An 18,325-nucleotide genomic window follows, 5' to 3' on the forward strand; every position below is an offset into this window, starting at 1 on the left:
TCGACTTGAAGTATGACAGTGACGGACATGACACCTGAATCCGCCAACCGTCCTGTCGCTCTCGTCACCGGCGCGTCCGCCGGCCTCGGACTCGCGCTGGCGCACGGCCTGGCCGACCGCGGCTGGGCGCTGGTCATCGACGCCCGCGGCGCCGACGCCCTCAAGGACGCGGCCGACGCGCTGGCCGGCCGCACCGACGTGGTCCCGCTCGCGGGCGACGTCACCGACCCCGAACACCGTGCCGACCTGGTCGATGCCGTCAGCGAGCTCGGCCGCCTCGACCTACTGGTCAACAACGCCAGCTACCTCGGCCCGAGTCCCCTGCAGCAGTTGGGCGCCGCGGACCTCGACGAACTGCGCCGCGTCTACGAGGTCGACGTGGTCGCGCCGATCGCACTGGCCCAGGCTTTGCTGCCTGCACTCACCACAGCATCCGGTGTGGTGCTCAACATCAGCTCCGACGCCGCGGTCGAGGCGTACGAAGGCTGGGGCGGCTACGGCTCGGCCAAAGCCGCACTCGACCACGCCAGCCGAGTGCTGGCCGCCGAGCACCCTTCGCTGGCTGTGTACGCCGTCGATCCGGGCGACCTCCGGACGGCGATGCACCAAGCCGCGTTCCCCGGTGAGGACATCTCGGACCGGCCTGAGCCGGCGACCGTCGTACCGGCGTTCCTGCGACTGCTGGACAGCCGGCCGGCGAGTGGTCGCTACCGAGCAGCCGACTTCGCCGCGGCGGTGGCGCCGTGACGGTCCATCCACAGACCCGATTCGTCCTGCCCGATGCGCTGAACGCTTCCGAACCACCCGAGGCCAGAGGGCTCTCGCGGGATCAGGTGAAGCTGCTGGTCGCGGAGGGGTCGACCATCACGCACACCCGGTTCGACCGGATCGGTGAACATCTGCGGCCGGGTGACCTGCTGCTGGTGAACACTTCCGGCACACTGCCCGCGGCGGTGGACGGCTCGTGGATCACCGGCGCCGGTGTGGCCCCTGTCGTCGTGCATTTCTCCACTGCGCTCGACGACGGCACCTGGGTCGTCGAACTGCGCAACGCCCGCTCGCCGATGCTCGGAGGTACGGCGGGCGACCAGGTGGAGATGCCCGAGGGCGTGCTGACGCTGCTGGCGCCGTACCAATCGGAGTCCAACCGTCTGTGGCGTGCCAAGCCGCCGGTGCCCGATGTGCTCGGCTATCTGGCTCGTCACGGCCGGCCGATCACCTACAGCTATGTTGGGCGACGCTGGCCGCTGGCGTCGTACCAGACTGTCTTCGCCCGTGAGCCCGGTAGTGCGGAGATGCCCAGCGCTGCAAGGCCGTTCAGCTTCGAGCTGGTGAGCCACCTGGCAGCGCAGGGCGTCCTGATCGCACCGATCCTGTTGCACTGCGGTGTCTCGTCCCTGGAGAGCCACGAACCTCCGCTGCCCGAGCGGTACGACGTACCCGAGCACACCGCCCGTCTCGTCAACTGGGTCAGGGCCAACGGCGGTCGTGTGATCGCCGTCGGCACGACCGCGGTCCGAGCCATCGAGTCAGCCGTCACCTCCGACGGCACAGTCACCCGGTCACACGGCTGGACGGATCTTGTCCTCGGCCCGGATCACCCGTCCCGCGTCGTCGACGGCCTGATCACGGGGATGCACGCCCCGGAGGCCTCGCATCTGCTCCTGCTGGAGTCGGTCGCCGGCCCCGACGCCGTCCAGCGTGCCTACACCGCCGCCCTGAACGAGCACTACCTCTGGCACGAGTTCGGCGACGTTTGCCTGCTGCTGCGTTGACGGCGGCGGCAGATACCGCTCGTTGCCCGGGCGGGCCCGTTTGTCCACTGCGCGTGGGCTCATGTGGATGTCCTTACCGATGTGGTCCCCCGTCGGGACGTCACCTGATTAGACGAGCATCCGGGCCCGTCTGTCATCCGGATTCATCGAACCGAAGGAAAGTTGTGGCCTAGGCCGATTAGTTGCGGATTGAACGGGTCAGCCGGCGTACCCGTGCAGGAAGGCGTGGACGCCGGTGGTGACGGCCTCGGTGATCTCGTCCGGCGTCATCGGTCCGCCGCGGTATGACGGATTCGCGCCGGAGATGAGGAGGGAGAAGTGCAGAGCCGCCCGCATCGGGTCGTCGATCCGCAGTAGTCCATCGGCTGCGAAGGCGGCCAGTCGCTCGGCGAGAGCACGTCGTACGGCGAGAGGCCCGGCGTCCTGCCAGGCGTCGACGGCCTCCTGGGGGATGTGGCCGGCCTCGGCGTTGACCTGGCGGACCAGTGCCGAGTGCTCGGCGTAGTCCGGCATCGGCGTACGCCAGTGGATGCCAAAGGCAACCAGGTCGGCCTCGAGGTCGGTGACGTGACCGAGGTGCTGCTCGATGATCTCGAGCTGGGCGGCGGCGACCCGCGTCGCGCTCTCCTGGATGACCGCCCGGAAGAGCCCGGCCTTGTCGCCGAAGTGGTTGTAGAGCGTGCGGCTCGAGACGCACGCCTCGGCCGCGATGACGTCGATGCTCGCCCGCGCGTACCCGTCCCGCGCGAACACGGTCAACGCGCCGGCCAGCACCTCCTGCCGCTTCCCGGCCCGTGCCATGGCGTCTCCTGGCGTAGTTACAACGACCGTTGTACTTTAACAGGTATGGCATTCACGACAGAAGAACTGGCGTACCTGAAGTCCCAGCCACTGGCCCGGCTCGCCACCGTCGGCCCCGACGGCCAGCCGGACGTGGTTCCGGTCGGCTTCGAGTACGACGGCCGCTACTTCTACGTCGGCGGGGTCGACCCGGCGAGGACGCGCAAGGTCCGCAACGTCGAAGCCGGCCACGAACAGGTGGCGCTGGTCATCGACGACCTGGTCTCGACCAACCCGTGGTCGCCGCGCTTCCTCCGCGTCTACGGCACGGCCGAGGTCGTCACCCGCGACGGTCGTTTCGGCGACGGCACGTACCTGCGGATCACGCCGACGACCACCTGGAGCTGGCACCTCGACGGCCGCCCGGTCGACCACGACCAGGAGGAGTTCGGCCCGCGCCGGACCGACCACACCGCGGTCTAGGTCCGGGCTTTGCTGCGGCGGTGTTTGCTCATCTGCAGGAAGATCCACGCGACGGCCGCGCCGGTGACGAACCCGCCGAGGTGGCCTTCCCAGGAGATGTTCGGGATCGCGAACGAGATGACCGCCGTGATCGCCACGTAGGCGATGATCCAGGTGACGTCGAGGTTGCGGGCCCGGCTGATCACCAGCATCGCGCCGACGAGACCCAGTACGGCGCCGGACGCACCGAGCGTCGCGGAGACCGGGGAGGCCAGCATCCACACCGCCACGCTGCCGCCGAGGGCGGACAGTACGTAGAGGATCGAGAACCGGAGCCGGCCGAGCATCTGCTCCAGTGGCGGACCGAGCTGGTAGAGCATGAACAGGTTCGAGAAGATGTGGAAGATCTGCACGTGGGTGAAGGCCGACGTGAGCAGCCGCCACGGCTCGGAATCCACCAGGAACGGGACCAGCACCAGGTCGTTGACGACCCGGCTGCTGCCGGTGCGCACGGCGATGAACACCAGTACGTTGAGGGCCAGGATCACGATCGTGACGATCTGGCCGTTGATGCGGGCGACGCCGCCGAGTGACGTCCGGGTGCGCGGGACCGACTTCACGCCTTCGTTGAAGCAACTCGGGCACTGGAAGCCGACGGCGGCGCTGTTCATGCACTGCGGGCAGATCGGCCGGTCACAGCGCTGGCACCGGACCCCGGCGGGCCGATCCGGGTGCCGGTAGCAAACGGTCTCGGTCACGCGGGTGGGTTCCTCCCAAGAGGCGCGCGGGGCCGGGCACGCCGGCTCGGCCCCGCGCGGAAATCAGGCGTTCTTGCGTTCGATGGTGACGCTGTTGATCACGATCGGCTCGATCGGCCGGTCGCCGGGTGCGGTCTTCGCGGTCGCGATCGCGTCGACGACCTTCTTCGACTCGTCGTCGGCGACCTCGCCGAAGATCGTGTGCTTGCGGTTCAGGTGCGGCGTCGGGACCACGGTCACGAAGAACTGCGAGCCGTTGGTGCCGCGGCCGAACTGGATACCGGCGTTCGCCATCGCGAGCAGGTACGGCCGGTCGAACTGCAGCTCCGGGTGGATCTCGTCGTCGAACGAGTACCCCGGCGAGCCGGTGCCGGTGCCGAGCGGGCAGCCGCCCTGGATCATGAATCCGTCGATCACCCGGTGGAAGGTCAGGCCGTCGTAGAACCGCGCGGTGCTCGGCGCGCCGGTCTGCGGGTCGGTCCATTCCTTGGTGCCCTCGGCCAGGCCGACGAAGTTGCTGACCGTCTTCGGCGCGTGGTTGGGGAACAGCCTGATGACGACGTCACCCTTCGTCGTCTGCAGGGTCGCGTACAGCTCTTCGGCCACGGGTGTTCACTCCTCATCAGAAACGGCTTACCCCTCGATCCTGTCATGTGAGTCCAACCGGAGGCGGAGCGGCTGGCCGGAGTGTGATCGAACCGGCCGGTAGTGGGTACCAGTAGGCCGGTTTGTCGGCTGAGTACGTCGTACGATGCAAACCAGAGCGGAAATGTCCAGATCCGTACCAGCACAGCGTCCATGTCGCCGATGGGCCGGAACGCCGTCCGGGACGGACGGCACCGAGGAGGGAATCGTGGGTTCGAGGAAGACCAAGGGCAGGGTGGAGACCGCGAAGGACCGGGTCAAGCCACTCGCCGAGTCGGCGTCGGAGAAGATCGGGCCGGCTGTCGGCCAGGTCCGCGAGCACCTCGGGCCGGCTGTCGGCACCGCACGGGAGAAGGTGTCGCCGTACGCCGAGAAGGCCGTCGAGCGCGGCGCCCACTACGCCGGAGTCGCGGTGGAGAAGGCCAGCCCGATGATCGACGACGCGCTGGCCAAGGTCGGCCCGGCCACCGAGCAGGCCGCCGAGCGGGCGCGCGAGCGGTTCAACGACGACGTGCTGCCGAAGGTGACCGCCGCACTGGCGTCGCTGGCGGCCGCGGCCGAGCCGGTCGTGCAGGAGACCTCACGCCGGGGCAGGGCCACCAAGGCCGCGCTCAACGGTGAGATCGACGCGCCGAAGAAGAAGAGCCACAGGCTCCGCAAGGTCGTGCTGTTCCTGGGCTTCGGGGCCCTGGCGGCGGCGGCCGTGAAGAAGCTGCTGACCCCGCCGGAGCCGGCCTGGCAGTCGACCCCGACCAGCGGCCGCGACTACAGCTCCGCCCCGGCCGGTACGACGTCCCGTCCGGACACCGCCGCGTCCTCGAACGGCAAGACGGACACGGCCAAGACGGACACGACCGGGACGGACTCGACGAGGACGGACACGACCGGGACGGACACGACCAAGGCCGAGTCGCCGAAGACCGACGGTCCGAAGGCCGAGTCGAAGCCGGAGCCCGCCAAGCCGGCTGAGGCGAAGACCGACGACACCGAGGTGAACGCAGCGGCCAACGGCACCACGAAGAAGACGGCCGCTCCGCGGAAGACGAGCAACCCGAAGCCGTCCGACTCCTGACCCGACACACCGCAACGGCGAAGGCCGCGATCCCCGGCTGGGGTTCGCGGCCTTCGTTTGCTGACGGCGCCTTGCGCGTACGGCGTCAGTTCGGTCGCGGATCCTGGTCGTCGTCGTGCTGGTCGCCATGCTCGTCGTGCTCGTCGTCGTGGTCCGGCTTGGTCATGGTGTAGCGGCCGGCCGACAGGAGCTGGGTGGCATAGCGGTGCGTGATGCACGGGTAGGTGCCGCCGCAGTGCAGGCAGACGGCATCGTTGCGGTGCAGCCAGGGCAGGACGCCGAAGCGCTTGACCCAGGTCAGTGGTTCGCGGTCGGGGGCGTGCAGTTGCAGGGCCGAGCGGGCCGCGTTCTGGATCTCAGGCGCGGACCACTCCTCGGCACTCTTGTCCATCAGTGCGCTCAGGTCGGGGTGGAGGTGTGCGGTGGAGCGGGTTTTGGTCATCTATGCGTCTTCCGGGGCAGGGTTGGTGACGACTGAATCGCTCGCTTCAAGCGTGACGATCCGATCGCTGTTAGCAACGGTAGTCCTCCAGTAGTCCTTACCGCGCTTTCGCACGCGTCGCCCGGTGTCAGATCTTCGTCAGGTTTCGCAGCGTGCCGGGTGTGTGCCTGATCGTCAGGTCCACAGCGTCTCGAGAGTGATCCGCGCCTCGAGCTCGAGCAGGTGGCGTTTGAGCGGGATCCCGCCGCCGAAGCCGACCATCTTGCCGCCGGCGCCGACGACCCGGTGGCAGGGCACCACGACGGCGATCGGGTTCCGGTTGCAGGCGGTGCCGACGGCCCGGGCGGCTCCCGCGTCCCCGACGATCTTGGCGACCTCGCCGTATGTCTGCATCTCCCCGTAGGGGATCCGGCGGAGCTGCGCCCAGACGGCGCGCTCGAACTCGGAGCCGCCGCGGACCGAGAGCGGCACGGTGAACTCCTGCAGTTCGCCGGCGAAGTACGCCTTCAACTGCTCCTGGGTCTCGGTCAGCAGCGGATCGGTCTCGAGCGGCCGGTCGGCGCGACCGAAGTGCAGCCGGCACAGCCCGGTCTCGTCGACGGCCAGGGACAGGTCGCCGATGGGTGAGTCGACCACGGACCAGCGCATACCGATCATCTTCGCGCCGGGCACCGACAGATTCCGGCGGAATTGCGACGGATACCGACACCAGCGGGTTCGCGACCTGATGTCCTCGCCCGGTCACGCGGTGTTGTGCTATTTCTGATCCATGCCGAGCCAGGCGCAGCAGCCGCCGCTGGACCGCTGGTTCAGCTCAGAGCGCGCGATGGGGCTGGCCGCGTCGATCCTGATCGGTGTGGTCACGGCGACCACCTGGGCCACCGCCTGGTCCGACTGGTACTCGTTCCAGACGCTGAAGAAGTACGGCGACGACCCCGATCAGCTGGCCGAGGCCGACCTGGTCTCCGGTTCGCTCGGCATCGTCGCGGCGCTGGCGCTGCTGGCGGCCGCGGCGGTGTTCATCGTCTGGCTGTGGCGGGTCCGGTGGAACGCGGAGATGTTCTGCCGCGGCGAGCACCGGTTCACCCGGGGCTGGGTGCTCGGCAGCTGGATCTGCCCGGTGGTGAATCTCTGGTACCCCAAGCAGGTCGTCGACGACATCGTCGCCGCCAGCGATCCGCGGACCCCGCCGCAGACCGTCTCGCTGAAGAGCATTCCCGGCACCCAGTTGGTGTGGGCCTGGTGGCTGACCTGGGTGGCCGGACTGGTGACCGGCAACGTGGTGCAGCGCGGCGTGCTCGGCGGCGCGACCGAGGTCGGGCAGCTGCGGACGAACGTGATCCTGTCCAGCATCTCTGCCCTGTTCACGACCGCGGCCGCCGTTCTCGGGGTGCTCCTGATCCAGCGGATCGACGCGCTGCAGACGCAGCGGCCGTGGGTGCCGTGGTGGGCCTCCGGCCAGCAGCAGACCGGCTTCCAACCTCCTGCGCGGTAAACCAAACCGTCACGCAGGGTCCAATGCCTCGTTACAAGAGGTGATGGGCGCACGAAAAGAACACGTTAAGTCGATACCCTCTGTGCTGGGACCGACTGCACACGCGTACCTACTTCGTGGTATCAATGTGGCTCGGTCATGCGGGGGCAGGATTTGGCCGAGACGCCGAACAGACGGAGTTCCAGCAACGCGAGGGACGCACGACGTGAGCCACCCGCAGCCAGCAGTCCTTGTCTTGTCCTCCCCAGATCAGGAAGATTGGCAGCCGCACGCAGCCGAGGAGTTCCAGCACGTAGGGACGGTCGGCAAGCTCGCCATCGGGTTGCTCGGTGCATCCACGATCACCCACCTGCTCTCCACCTGGTCGGACTGGAACACCTACAGCGTCGTCCATCGCTACCTCGGCGGGATGCCGAACGTCGATGACGCCGACCTGAACCGCGCCGACGCGATCGCCAAGGTCACCGCGGTCCCGAACGTGATCATCTCCGTCGCCGCCGCGGTCGTCTTCGTCATCTGGTTGTGGCGGGCCCGGGTCAACTCCGAGGTCTTCTGCCAGGCCGATCATCGCCGGAGCCACGGCTGGGTGCTGGCCAGTTGGTTCTGTCCCGGACCGAACCTCTGGTATCCCAAGCAGATCGTCGATGACGTCTGGCTGGCGAGCGATCCGAAGACCCCGGTGTACGCCGATGACCTGCGCCGGTTCAGGACTCCCGCTCTCACGTCCGTGTGGTGGGTGGCCTGGATCGGCGCACTCGCGTTCGACGTGGTCGTCCGCCGGTTCCTGATGTGGATGGAAGCGACCGTCGGGTCGCTGCGCGGCATCGCCCTGGCCGGTACGGCGTCGCTGGTGCTGACCGCGGTGTCGGCGGTCGCCGCGACGATGGTGATCCGCCGGATCAACACGATGCAGACCACCCGCGAGTGGGTGCCGTGGTGGGACCAGCGCGAGCCGAAGCTGATGGCGGTGCCGACGTACGCGAACGACGACACCGACGAGCAGCCCGCCATCTCCGAGCCGATCGCGGCCTCGGTCCTCCCCCCGGCGGCGCGCCGGCGGGAGCTGCAGATGGCCGGTGGCGGTCCGGCCGCCAACCCGTTCGCGCCGTCTCCGGCGTCCCCGGTCCCCCCGGCAGGCTTCCCGGGCGACGGTGCGGCCGCGGGCGACCTCCCGGTCGGCGGCAGCCCGTTCGCCGCGGGTCCGGCAGCGCCCGCCGCGTTCGGTGGTGACGCGCCCGTCGAGGAGGCTCCGAAGTGGAGCCCGTTCGCCCCGGTCGTGGAGAGCTGGCAGAACGAGGACGTCGACAGCGGCCCGGCCACCGAGCAGTTCAACGCGGTCGAGACCTGGCGGGACGAGCAGCAGGCCCAGCAGACCAGCTACGAGCCGGAGCCCGAGCCGGGTCCGCGGACGAGCTGGAGCGACTACCTGAGCGCCGGCAGCGACGACCCGCTGTCGGGCGACTCGCAGCCGAGCAGCTGGCGCGACGAGACCCCGCCGCTGACCGTCGTGCAGCCCGACCCGTACAGCTACCAGCCGCAGCAGCCGGCCCAGCCGGAGCCGTCCTGGGCCGCCAACTACTCCGAGCCCTACACGTACGACAGCACTCCGGACTACCTCACCCAGACGACCTCCCCGGTGGAGGCCGAACCCGCACCCGAGCCTGAGCCCGCGCCAGTTGCGCGCGCCGGCCGCCGGGCCGCTCGGGTCGCGGTGGACAGCCCGTCGGCGATCGAGCAGCCGACGGTCACCTCGCACTCGGTGCACGCGCCGTCCTCGCACACGATGCCGTCGTCGCACGTGTCGGCCTCCTCCGGCTACTACGAGCCGTCGGCACCCGCCCTCGGGCAGCAGCAACAGGACGACTTCCTGACCCCGTCCAAGCCGCTCCCGCCGGTCCCGTCGTACGGACCTGAGCCGTCCTACACGCCGGAGCCGACGTACACGCCCGAGCCGTCCTACAGCCCGGAGCCGACGTACACGCCGGAGCAGACCAGCTACACCTCGGACTACAGCTCGTCGTACGACGACTCGTCCTCGAGCTACCAGACGTCGTACGAGCCGACCTCGGACTACTCGTCGTACAGCTCGGAGTACACGAGCACCGGCAACTACGAGTCGACCGACTACGGCTACAGCAGCCCGAACTCGGACTACCCGAGCAACAGCTACGAGACGCCGTCGTACGACTCCTACAGCCCGACGTCGTACAGCGGCTCGGAGTACAGCACGGAGTACAGCGGCAGCACCGAGTCCTACGAGACCTACAGCCCGAACTACGCGACGGAGTCCTATGGGGCGCCGTACACCCCGGACTACTCGCAGGCCGAGCAGCAGCCGTCGGAGTACCAGCAGCAGGCGTACTACACCCCCGAGCAGCACCAGCAGCCGGAGCAGGAGCCTGACCAGCCCACCACGCCACGCACTCACCCGCGGCGGCGCTGGGTCTGATCTGATAGCGGTATGAGATTCGCCTTCTCCACGCTCGGCTGCCCCGGAGCACCACTCGACCACGTCCTGGAACTTGCCAAAGGCAACGATAATTCCGGCCTGGAGCTGCGGACCGCGCCGGACGAGTTCACCAACACCGGTCTGAGTACGTCGCAGCGCCGTGAACTGCGGACCCGGATCGAGGACGCGGGCCTGGAGATTCTCGCCGTCAGCAGCTACGTCAAGCTCTGCGCGGTCGAGGACCAGCCGCTCGAGGCCCACCTGGAACTCGCGGCCGACCTCGGCGCCCGCGGCGTCCGGGTCTTCCCCGGCGATGTCGACAGCGGTACGACGGACGGCCCCAGCGCCGGCGAGATCCGGGCGCTCGACCGGGTCACGTCCGCTCCGAGGGATTCGCAGATCCTGCTGGAAACCCACGACTCGCACTCGGCCGGCCGGAAGATGGCCGCGTTGTGCACGCTGCTCGACACCGACGTCCCCGGCCACAACGTCAAGGTGATCTGGGACAGCGCGCACACCTGGTCGCACGGCGAGACCCCGGCCGAGGCGTTCGAACTGCTGAAGCCGTGGATCGAGTTCGTGCAGATCAAGGACAGCGACTCGAGCCAGGACTACCGCCCGGTCGCGATGGGCGCCGGTGACTACCCGATCCGGGACCTACTGCAGGTCCTCGACGGCACGGACCACCCGCTGTCCCTGGAATGGGAACTCAAGTGGCACCCGCATCTCCCGCCGCTGGAGGAGGCCCTTCCGGCCACGCAGGCCTGGCTCGATCAGGGTGACGAGGTCAGGTAACGCGTGATGGTCGGGCCGAGCCACGCGACCACTTCGTCGTGGGACATGGTGGCGATCGGCGCGATCTCCAGGATGTAGCGGCAGAGCGCGAAGCCGAGGGTCTGGCTCGCGACCAGGCCGGCCCGGACGCCCGGTTCCTCGACCGCGAGCGCGCGCAGCGTCGGCGCGAGCTGCGCGGTGAAGATGTCCCGCATCCGGTCGGCCGCGGCCTCGTTGGTGACCGATGACCTCAGTAGCGCCCGAAGCGTGTCGTCGCCCTCCCACCGAGTGACGAAGTGCCGCACCAGCGCGTCGCCCAGTTCTTCCGGTGGCAGATCGCCCAGGTCGGGCAGCCGGAGATCGAACTCGGCTGCCGCCGCGAACAGCTTCTCCTTGGTGCCGAAATACCGCATCACCATCGCCGGGTCGATCGCCGCGTCCGCCGCGATCGCCCGGATCGTGGCCCGCTCGTACCCGTCCGCGCCGAAGCGCTCCCGGGCCGCCGCGAGGATCGCCGCCCGGGTCCGGTCCGACTTCCGTTCCGCCATGCCCACAGCATATGCCAACACTTGTTGACTTTTCTTCCCGGCACTCCTACAGTAAAAGTCAACAAGCGTTGATAAATCTCGGGAAGGAGCAACGATGACTCCGGAGCGTGCGGATGTCGTGGTGGTGGGTGCGGGTCCGGTCGGGCTCGCGGTGGCGGCCGGCTTGCGGCTGCAGGGGCACTCGGTCGTGGTGGTCGACCGGCAGGCCGAGGGGGCGAACACCTCCCGGGCCTGCGTGATCCACCCGCGGACGTTGGAGATGCTGGATCGGATCGGCGTCACCAAGCGCCTGGTCGAGCTCGGCCTGGAGTTGGAGGACTTCGCCGTCCGCGACGGTGACCGGCGGCTCGTGCCGGTCGGCTTCGGCGACCTGCCGACCGACTACCCCTTCATCGTGATGCTCCCGCAGTACCTCACCGAGCGGATCCTGCTCGAGCGGCTCGAGGAGCTCGGAGGTTCGGTACTGCGTCCGTACGCGGCCACCGGCCTGACCCAGACCGCGGACGGCGTCGAGGTGACCCTGGACAGCGGCGACGTGATCAAGGCGCGGTACGTCGTTGCCGCCGACGGCATGAACAGCACCATCCGCGAGCTGGCCGGACTACGGATGCCGGGCAACACACTGCAGCTGTCCTGCAGCCTGGTCGACGTCCGCGTCGACGGCGGGCTCCCGGTCGACGAGGTCGCGCTGTACTTCTCCCACGCCGGACTGCTCGTTGTCGCGCCGCTGCCGGACGGCAGCTTCCGGCTGGTCGCGGAGGTGGGCGACGCACCGGAACACCCGGACGCGGCGTACGCGCAGCAGTTGCTGGTCAGCCGTGGTCCGCGCAAGAGCGCACCCAAGGTCACCGAGGTGATCTGGGGTTCCCGGTTCCGGATCCACGAGCGGGTGGCCGACGAGTATCGCGCCGGACGGGTGCTGCTGGCCGGCGACGCGGCGCACACCCACAGCCCGGCGGGAGGTCAGGGCATGAACCTCGGTCTGCGCGACGCGATGGTGCTGGCCGATGCGCTCTCGGTCGCGCTGACCCGCGACGACGAGTCGGATCTCGACGCCTACGCCACCAACTCGCGTGCCGAGGCCGTTCGGGTGATCGGGCTGGCCCACCGGCTGACCCGGCTGGCCAACCTCCCGCGCCCGCTGCGCCCGGTCCGCAACGCCATCCTCGGCCTGGCCGGCCGCCGCGAGAAGGTCCAGGTCGCCTTCGCGAAACAGCTCGCCGGCTTCCCCGGCCGCTGATCAGCCGGCGGTCGACTCGCGAATCTCCAACGTGTACGGAACGGTGAGGTCGCGGCGCGCGGCCTCACCGCTGCCGGAGATCCGCTCCAGCAGCAGATCGACCGCGTTGCGCGCCAGCCACTCCTTGTCCGGCGAGATCGTGGTCAGCGACGGCGAGTGGTACCGGCCGTCCTCGATGTCGTCGAAGCCCACGACCGCGACGTCGTCCGGCACCGACAGCCCCGCGTCGGCGAGCGTCCGCAGCGCGCCGAGCGCGAGCAGGTCGTTGAAACAGAACACGGCGTCCGGTCGCTCGGGCAACGCCAGCAGTTCACGCATCGAGGCCGCGCCGTCGTCGCGGTGATAGCCGGTCCCGGCCAGCTCGAGCGCCGGGTCGTGCGGCAACCCCGCCGCCTTCAACGCCTTCCGGTATCCCTTCCGCCGGACCGCTCCGGTGCCGGCTCCCCCACCGACTCCGATCGCCGCGATCCGCCGCCGGCCGATCGAGATCAGGTGCGTCGTCGCGTCGTACGACGCCTGGACCGAGTCGACCGCGACATGGTCGAAGGTTCCGCCGGTGGGCCGTTCACCGAGCAGGACAAGGGGTTTCGCCGTACCGGCCGTGCCGATCTTCGCCGGGGCGGTGGTGATCGGCGAGAAGACGATGCCGTCGATCAGTTGCCCGCGCATCCCGTCCAGGACCAGCTTCTCGGCCGCGGCCTCGCCCTCGGTCTGATCGATCAGCACGGTGATGCCCCGCCGTTTCGCCGCCCGGCTGATCGCCGCGCCGAGCTCGGCGAAGTACGGCGAGGCCATCTCCGGGATGGCCAGGGCGATGAAATCCGACCGGCCCTTGCGCAGCGAGCGGGCGCTGACGTTCGGCTTGTAGTCCAGCGCGGCGATCGCGGCCTCGACCTTGGCCCGGGTGTGCGCGGTGATGTGCGGGTAGTCGTTGATGACGTTCGACACGGTCTTCACCGACACGCCGGCCCGTGCCGCCACGTCGCTCAGCCTGGTCGCCATCCGTACCTCCTGTCACCACCTGTCGCCTGAGTGTGCCATGCCTGCGGGGGGTGAACCCTTTACACCGGATATCAATCGTTGTAGACATCCACGTTAAACGTTGTAAACGTTCGCTGGGAGGCCTCGTGGCACGTCTTGTCGTGGATCGTGCGTTCGTGGTCGGTGCGCTCGACCGGCGCCTGTTCGGCTCGTTCGTCGAGCACATGGGCCGCTGCGTCTACACCGGGATCTACGAGCCCGGCCACGCGACCGCCGACCCGGACGGCTTCCGCCAGGACGTGCTGGAGCTGGTCCGCGAGCTCGGTGTCACCGCGATCCGCTACCCCGGCGGGAACTTCGTCTCGAACTACGACTGGGAGGACGGCGTCGGACCGAAGGACCAGCGGCCGCGCCGGCTCGACCTGGCCTGGCGGGCGATCGAGCCGAACCAGTTCGGCACCGACGAGTTCGTCGCCTGGGCCGGCAAGGCGGACGTCGAGCCGGTCTGGGCGGTCAACCTCGGCACCCGCGGGATCAGGGAAGCGGTCGAGCTGCTGGAGTACTGCAACCTCACGGCCGGCACGGAGCTGCCCGATCGCCGGGTCGCCAACGGCCACGAGGCGCCGTACGGCATCAAGGTGTGGTGCCTGGGCAACGAGATGGACGGCCCCTGGCAGATCGGCCACAAGACCGCCGAGGAGTACGCCCGGCTGGCCGAGGAGACCGCGAATGCGATGCGCCGGGTCGAGCCCGGTCTCGAACTGGTCGCCTGCGGTTCGAGCAACGCCGGGATGCCGACGTTCGGCGAGTGGGAGCGGGTCGTGCTGGAACGCACCTACGACCTGGTCGACCACGTCAGCCTGCACGCGTACTACGAACCTCACGACGGTGATCAGGGCAGTTTCCTCGCGGCGGCCGAGGAGATGGACCGGATGATCTCCGCGGTGGTCGCGACCGCCGACCACGTGAAGGCGCTGAAGCGCAGCGACAAGGAGATCACCTTGTCGTTCGACGAGTGGAACGTCTGGAACCAGCGGCACTTCCCCGGCGAGCTCGGCCTCGGCATCCGCGAGGTGAGCCCGCTGATCGAGGACACCTACACCGTCGACGACGCGGTGGTGGTCGGCAGCCTGCTGATCACGCTGCTGCGGCACGCCGACCGGGTGAAGATCGCTTGCCTCGCGCAACTGGTCAACGTGATCGCGCCGATCCGGACCGAGCCGGACGGCCGGGCCTGGCGGCAGACCATCTTCCATCCGTTCGCGCTCACGGCCCGGTACGCCGGTCCGACCGTTCTGCAGACCGCGATCGGCGACGGACCGGACATCGACACCGCCGCGTTCGGCCGCATACCGGCACTGTGGAGCACAGCGACGTACGACGAGAACACCGGCGAGACCGCGATCTTCGTGGTGAACCGGAGCGAGACCGACAAGGTCGACCTGGAGATCCCGCTCGGCCGCGGTCTGCGCGTGCTCGAGCACCTGGCCCTGTACGACGACGACCGGGCCGCGGCGAACACCGCGGACGACCCGGACCGGGTGGTGCCCCGGTCCGTCGACGGCACCGAGGTCGTCGACGGGAACTGCACTGCCACGCTGCCGCCCGCGTCGTGGCACCTGATCCGCCTCCGCACCGACGAAGGCTGATGCACCGAACAGAGAGGAACCCGCCCGTGCCTCCGAGAAGATTCCTCGCCGCAGTCTGCGCTGTGGCTGCCCTGGCCGCCGGTACGACGGCCGCCACGGCCGCACCCGACCCCGCGGTGAAGACCACCAACCCCATCACGTCCAGCTTCGCCGACACGTTCGCCGATCCGTCGATCATCCAGGGCCGGGACGGCTACTGGTACGCCTACGCCACCTCCGACCCGCTGGTCGCGAACGGCCCGTTCGGCCTGATGCACATGGCCCGCACCAAGGACTTCGGTTCCTGGCAGTACCTGGGCACCGTCTTCACCGACGCGACCAAGCCGGCCTGGGCCGCGCCCGGGTCGTTCTTCTGGGCGCCGGACATCCGCTACTTCGGCGGCCGGTACGTCATGTACTTCACCGTCACCGACACCACGGCCAACGCCGGCGGCGATCCCGCGATCGGCGTGGCCACCGCCCCGACCCCGGCCGGACCGTGGACCGCTACCGACGGACCGGTCGTCGCGCCGAGACCGGACGGCAACGGCGGCTTCCTCGGCACGATCGACCCCGCTCTGTTGACCGCCGCCGACGGCAAGCGGTACCTGTACTACGGCGGCTTCAACGGCGGCATCTCCGTCACCGAACTGTCGCCGGACGGCCTGCATTCGGTCGGTGCGCCGACCCAGGTGACCATCGGCGACCGCTACGAGGGTTCGTACGTCGTCTACCGCGACGGCTGGTACTACTTCATGGGCTCGTCGATGAACTGCTGCGCCGGCCCGACCACGGGCTACTCGGTCTTCGCCGGCCGGTCCCGCTCGCCGCGCGGCCCGTTCCTCGACAAGGACGGTGTCGCGCTGACCGACTCACACGTCGGCGGTACGACGGTCATCACGCAGAACGGGAACCGGTGGATCGGACCCGGCCACCACGCGTTCATCACCGACGCGGCCGGCCAGGACCACATCGTCTACCACGCGATCGACCGCGGTACGCCGTGGCTGACCAACCCGCTCGGGGTCAACCGCCGGCCGATGCTGATCGACCGGATCGACTGGATCGACGGCTGGCCGCGGACCCGCGCCGGGCTCGGACCGTCCGAGGGGCCGGTGCCCGCGCCGGCAACCGGGTCCGGACTCGGGATCGACTCGACCGATCCGGCTGGTGGTGTGCTCGGTGCCAGTCGGCAGCCCGGTGACGCTCTGGGCGGCCCGACGGCGTCCATCTCCGGTGCCGCGCAGACGCGCCAGTCGGCGCCGGGTGGTTCGCTCCGCGTGGAGGCCGACGTACGGCTGGGGAATTCGTTCACCACCGTGCTCGGCAACGAGGTCGTCGCCACTGTGTCTGGCGGCAAAGTGACCGTTGTGGCGGGTCACCGGACCGCGTCGGCCGCACTGCCTGCCGACTTCGACCGGTCGCAGTGGAACAAGCTCAGCGTGCAGGTCTCCGGTACGACTGTCACCGCTCGCGTGAACGACGCCGGCCTGGGTGACGTGTACGCCGAGGCACAACTCGCCGTACCCGGGCTGAAGCTTGGGGTTGCGCCGGTGCGGTGGCTCGGGTCGGCCGAGGTGGACAACCTGACCGTCCGCCCGGTGGCGGAGCCGGTACGACGGATGGCCGACGTCCCGCGGACCGGGGAGTTGTTGTCCGGAGACGACTTCTCCTCGGACCTGGGTGACGACTGGTCGTGGCTGCGTGCGGACGCCAACGCGGTTGTTGCTGACGGCAAGCTGTCGTGGCCGTTGGAGAACGCGGACATGGTCGGCAGTGGGAACAACGCCGGGTTGCTGTTCCACGAGACGCCGGCCGGGGACAGTTGGATCGCCGAGACCAAACTGCATCTCGACCTCGGTGCGAACGACGTACGCAACTATCAGCAGGCCGGGATGATCGTCTATCTGAACGACAACGACTTCGCGCGGCTGGGCTCCGTCTCGATCTGGAAGACACGGCAGACGGAGTACGGGCGCGAGTTGGTGGCGCGACCGTCGGACGGTGCGACGACGTACGGTGCGGCGGCGATCGGGCGGTCGGCGTCGACGTTGTGGCTGCGGATCGCGTACAGCAAGAACGCTGCGGGTGAGAACGTCTACCGTGCCGGGACTTCGGTCGATGGGAAGAGTTGGACGTGGGGTGCGTCGTGGGTGCTGCCCGCGGGGCAGACGCCGAAGCTCGGGCTCTATGCGCATGGCGAGTTCACCGGTGCGAACCCGGCCCCGGTGGCGACGTTCGACTATCTGCGGTTCTACGAGAGCAAGTAAGGAGACACGTGGGATTCACCAATCCGGTCTACGACGGCAACTTCGCCGACCCCGCCGTCATTGCGGTGAGCAACGGCTTCTACGCCTTCGCGACCAACGGGCCGTTGGGGAACGTGCAGACGTTGAAGTCTGCCGACCTGGTGGCGTGGGAGCAGGTCGGCGATGCTCTGCCGTCGTTGCCGGATTGGTCGTCGCCGGGTCGGGTCTGGGCGCCGGAGGTCGCGGTGCACGGGCCCGATCGGTACGTCATGTACTACACGACGCGTGGGACCGCTTCCGGCCGGCAGTGCATCGGGGTCGCGGTGGCGGCCGAGCCGACAGGTCCATATATCGACAAATCGTCTGAGCCGTTGATCTGTCAGGCAGACGAGGGTGGTTCGATCGACGCGTCGCCGTTCCAGGACTCGTCCGGGCGCCGCTGGCTGTACTGGAAGAACGACGGCAACGCGATCGGCGTCGACACCTGGATCTACGTGTCGGAGTTGTCGGCCGACGGTCTGACGCTGATCGGTCCGGTGCATCGGCTGATCAAGCAGGACCTCCCGTGGGAGGGTGCGCTGGTCGAAGCGCCGTACATGGTGGAACGCTCTGGCGTCTTCCATCTCTTCTACTCGGCCAACGCCTTCGACAAGGCGGCGTACGCCGTCGGCCACGCGCGCTGCTCATCCCCCACCGGCCCCTGCACGAAGTCCGGCGACCCCATCTTGTCCTCCTCTCCCGACGCCGCCGGCCCCGGTCACAACATGGTCATCCACAAGGACGGCCGCGACTGGTTCGTCTACCACGCCTGGAACCCAACCCAGGCAGGCACCGACCCCAAAGGCCGCACCATGTGGCTCTCCGAACTCACCTGGCCCAACGACATCCCCACCGTCCAACCGCCCCTCCGGCTCAACCCGCTCACCCCGTAGAAGCCCCCGCGCCCGCACGTCCGCTCCTTCGTCGCACCCTGCACCCGCCCCTCGTTCGCGCGCTCCTGTAGTTCGTGTTCGACCCGCTGAATGGC

Annotated in this window: 18 protein-coding genes; 11 read left to right on the forward strand and 7 right to left on the reverse strand. The window is 69.0% G+C overall.

What is annotated here, in order from left to right; genetic code table 11:
- Positions 1 to 27 precede the first annotated feature (27 nt).
- Together ACGFH6_RS20675 and ACGFH6_RS20680 are read left to right on the forward strand one after the other, a co-directional pair.
- Positions 28 to 747 carry an SDR family NAD(P)-dependent oxidoreductase gene (locus tag ACGFH6_RS20675; protein ID WP_393386005.1) on the forward strand — a complete coding sequence of 240 codons (720 nt, stop codon included), beginning with the start codon at positions 28 to 30 and terminating at the stop codon, positions 745 to 747.
- Positions 744 to 1,775 (forward strand): S-adenosylmethionine:tRNA ribosyltransferase-isomerase, encoded by a 1,032-nt coding sequence (locus ACGFH6_RS20680; RefSeq protein ID WP_393386008.1) that lies wholly within the window; start codon positions 744 to 746, stop codon positions 1,773 to 1,775. The genes ACGFH6_RS20675 and ACGFH6_RS20680 overlap by 4 nt, the downstream gene beginning before the upstream one ends.
- A 198-nt stretch (positions 1,776 to 1,973) precedes the next feature.
- Here ACGFH6_RS20680 and ACGFH6_RS20685 read toward each other — a convergent pair whose 3' ends face one another.
- Positions 1,974 to 2,576, reverse strand: coding sequence for a TetR/AcrR family transcriptional regulator (locus ACGFH6_RS20685; RefSeq protein ID WP_393386011.1), 603 nt, complete (start codon positions 2,574 to 2,576; stop codon positions 1,974 to 1,976).
- 45 nt (positions 2,577 to 2,621) lie between these two features.
- Between ACGFH6_RS20685 and ACGFH6_RS20690 the strand changes: the two genes are divergently transcribed.
- Positions 2,622 to 3,038 (forward strand): PPOX class F420-dependent oxidoreductase, encoded by a 417-nt coding sequence (locus tag ACGFH6_RS20690; RefSeq protein ID WP_393386014.1) that lies wholly within the window; start codon positions 2,622 to 2,624, stop codon positions 3,036 to 3,038.
- Here the strand turns inward: ACGFH6_RS20690 and ACGFH6_RS20695 are convergent.
- Together ACGFH6_RS20695 and ACGFH6_RS20700 are read right to left on the reverse strand one after the other, a co-directional pair.
- Complete coding sequence (locus tag ACGFH6_RS20695; protein ID WP_393386017.1) at positions 3,035 to 3,775, reverse strand: rhomboid family intramembrane serine protease; 741 nt, start codon at positions 3,773 to 3,775, stop codon at positions 3,035 to 3,037. The genes ACGFH6_RS20690 and ACGFH6_RS20695 overlap by 4 nt on opposite strands.
- A 63-nt stretch (positions 3,776 to 3,838) precedes the next feature.
- On the reverse strand, positions 3,839 to 4,381 hold the full coding sequence (locus ACGFH6_RS20700; protein ID WP_131363197.1) for a peptidylprolyl isomerase: 543 nt from the start codon (positions 4,379 to 4,381) through the stop codon (positions 3,839 to 3,841).
- 247 nt (positions 4,382 to 4,628) lie between these two features.
- Here ACGFH6_RS20700 and ACGFH6_RS20705 point away from each other — a divergent pair, with 247 nt between their 5' ends.
- Positions 4,629 to 5,492, forward strand: a complete 864-nt coding sequence (locus ACGFH6_RS20705) for a hypothetical protein (protein WP_393386020.1) — start codon at positions 4,629 to 4,631, stop codon at positions 5,490 to 5,492.
- Between the two features lie 85 nt (positions 5,493 to 5,577).
- Here the strand turns inward: ACGFH6_RS20705 and ACGFH6_RS20710 are convergent, their stop codons facing one another.
- Together ACGFH6_RS20710 and ACGFH6_RS20715 are read right to left on the reverse strand one after the other, a co-directional pair.
- Positions 5,578 to 5,934: a hypothetical protein gene (locus tag ACGFH6_RS20710; protein ID WP_393386023.1), complete on the reverse strand. Its 357-nt coding sequence runs from the start codon at positions 5,932 to 5,934 to the stop codon at positions 5,578 to 5,580.
- A 174-nt stretch (positions 5,935 to 6,108) separates the two neighbouring features.
- The gene (locus ACGFH6_RS20715; protein WP_393386026.1) at positions 6,109 to 6,606 is read right to left on the reverse strand and encodes a methylated-DNA--[protein]-cysteine S-methyltransferase; all 498 of its coding nucleotides are present in this window, start codon (positions 6,604 to 6,606) and stop codon (positions 6,109 to 6,111) included.
- 97 nt (positions 6,607 to 6,703) lie between these two features.
- On the opposite strand from ACGFH6_RS20715, the gene ACGFH6_RS20720 reads away from it, so the two are divergent.
- The 3 genes from ACGFH6_RS20720 (at position 6,704) to ACGFH6_RS20730 (ending at position 10,673) form a co-directional block, all read left to right on the forward strand.
- Entirely contained in the window at positions 6,704 to 7,429 is a 726-nt protein-coding gene (locus tag ACGFH6_RS20720; protein WP_393386029.1) for a DUF4328 domain-containing protein, read from the forward strand.
- A gap of 235 nt (positions 7,430 to 7,664) precedes the next feature.
- Positions 7,665 to 9,878, forward strand: coding sequence for a DUF4328 domain-containing protein (locus ACGFH6_RS20725; protein WP_393386032.1), 2,214 nt, complete (start codon positions 7,665 to 7,667; stop codon positions 9,876 to 9,878).
- A gap of 12 nt (positions 9,879 to 9,890) precedes the next feature.
- Positions 9,891 to 10,673: a sugar phosphate isomerase/epimerase family protein gene (locus tag ACGFH6_RS20730; RefSeq protein ID WP_393386035.1), complete on the forward strand. Its 783-nt coding sequence runs from the start codon at positions 9,891 to 9,893 to the stop codon at positions 10,671 to 10,673.
- On the opposite strand, the gene ACGFH6_RS20735 is transcribed toward ACGFH6_RS20730, so the two are convergent.
- On the reverse strand, positions 10,652 to 11,200 hold the full coding sequence (locus ACGFH6_RS20735; protein WP_393386038.1) for a TetR family transcriptional regulator: 549 nt from the start codon (positions 11,198 to 11,200) through the stop codon (positions 10,652 to 10,654). The two genes, ACGFH6_RS20730 and ACGFH6_RS20735, sit on opposite strands and share 22 nt — an antisense overlap.
- A 94-nt stretch (positions 11,201 to 11,294) precedes the next feature.
- Between ACGFH6_RS20735 and ACGFH6_RS20740 the strand changes: the two genes are divergently transcribed.
- Positions 11,295 to 12,440, forward strand: a complete 1,146-nt coding sequence (locus ACGFH6_RS20740; protein WP_393386041.1) for an FAD-dependent oxidoreductase — start codon at positions 11,295 to 11,297, stop codon at positions 12,438 to 12,440.
- On the opposite strand, the gene ACGFH6_RS20745 is transcribed toward ACGFH6_RS20740, so the two are convergent.
- Entirely contained in the window at positions 12,441 to 13,442 is a 1,002-nt protein-coding gene (locus ACGFH6_RS20745; protein WP_393386043.1) for a LacI family DNA-binding transcriptional regulator, read from the reverse strand.
- A gap of 125 nt (positions 13,443 to 13,567) precedes the next feature.
- On the opposite strand from ACGFH6_RS20745, the gene ACGFH6_RS20750 reads away from it, so the two are divergent.
- Genes ACGFH6_RS20750 through ACGFH6_RS20760 form a run of 3 tightly spaced genes read left to right on the forward strand, consistent with a single transcriptional unit; the run spans position 13,568 to position 18,230 of the window.
- Entirely contained in the window at positions 13,568 to 15,070 is a 1,503-nt protein-coding gene (locus ACGFH6_RS20750) for an alpha-N-arabinofuranosidase (RefSeq protein ID WP_393386045.1), read from the forward strand.
- 26 nt (positions 15,071 to 15,096) lie between these two features.
- A complete protein-coding gene (locus ACGFH6_RS20755; protein ID WP_393386048.1) occupies positions 15,097 to 17,319 on the forward strand; it encodes a family 43 glycosylhydrolase in 2,223 nt (740 codons plus the stop codon).
- Positions 17,320 to 17,327: 8 nt separating this feature from the next.
- Positions 17,328 to 18,230 (forward strand): glycoside hydrolase family 43 protein, encoded by a 903-nt coding sequence (locus ACGFH6_RS20760; protein WP_393386051.1) that lies wholly within the window; start codon positions 17,328 to 17,330, stop codon positions 18,228 to 18,230.
- Positions 18,231 to 18,325: the final 95 nt, after the last annotated feature.

This window comes from Kribbella sp. NPDC049227 (assembly GCF_043197265.1).
Taxonomy (GTDB): Bacteria; Actinomycetota; Actinomycetes; order Propionibacteriales; family Kribbellaceae; genus Kribbella.

What these genes read in the sequence shown, in the direction of transcription:
- ACGFH6_RS20675 (WP_393386005.1), top strand. Translation starts at nt 28, where the DNA reads ATGACACCTGAATCCGCCAACCGTCCTGTCGCTCTCGTCACCGGCGCG.
- ACGFH6_RS20685 (WP_393386011.1), bottom strand. Translation starts at nt 2,576, where the DNA reads ATGGCACGGGCCGGGAAGCGGCAGGAGGTGCTGGCCGGCGCGTTGACC.
- ACGFH6_RS20690 (WP_393386014.1), top strand. Translation starts at nt 2,622, where the DNA reads ATGGCATTCACGACAGAAGAACTGGCGTACCTGAAGTCCCAGCCACTG.
- ACGFH6_RS20710 (WP_393386023.1), bottom strand. Translation starts at nt 5,934, where the DNA reads ATGACCAAAACCCGCTCCACCGCACACCTCCACCCCGACCTGAGCGCA.
- ACGFH6_RS20720 (WP_393386029.1), top strand. Translation starts at nt 6,704, where the DNA reads ATGCCGAGCCAGGCGCAGCAGCCGCCGCTGGACCGCTGGTTCAGCTCA.
- ACGFH6_RS20730 (WP_393386035.1), top strand. Translation starts at nt 9,891, where the DNA reads ATGAGATTCGCCTTCTCCACGCTCGGCTGCCCCGGAGCACCACTCGAC.
- ACGFH6_RS20735 (WP_393386038.1), bottom strand. Translation starts at nt 11,200, where the DNA reads ATGGCGGAACGGAAGTCGGACCGGACCCGGGCGGCGATCCTCGCGGCG.
- ACGFH6_RS20740 (WP_393386041.1), top strand. Translation starts at nt 11,295, where the DNA reads ATGACTCCGGAGCGTGCGGATGTCGTGGTGGTGGGTGCGGGTCCGGTC.
- ACGFH6_RS20745 (WP_393386043.1), bottom strand. Translation starts at nt 13,442, where the DNA reads ATGGCGACCAGGCTGAGCGACGTGGCGGCACGGGCCGGCGTGTCGGTG.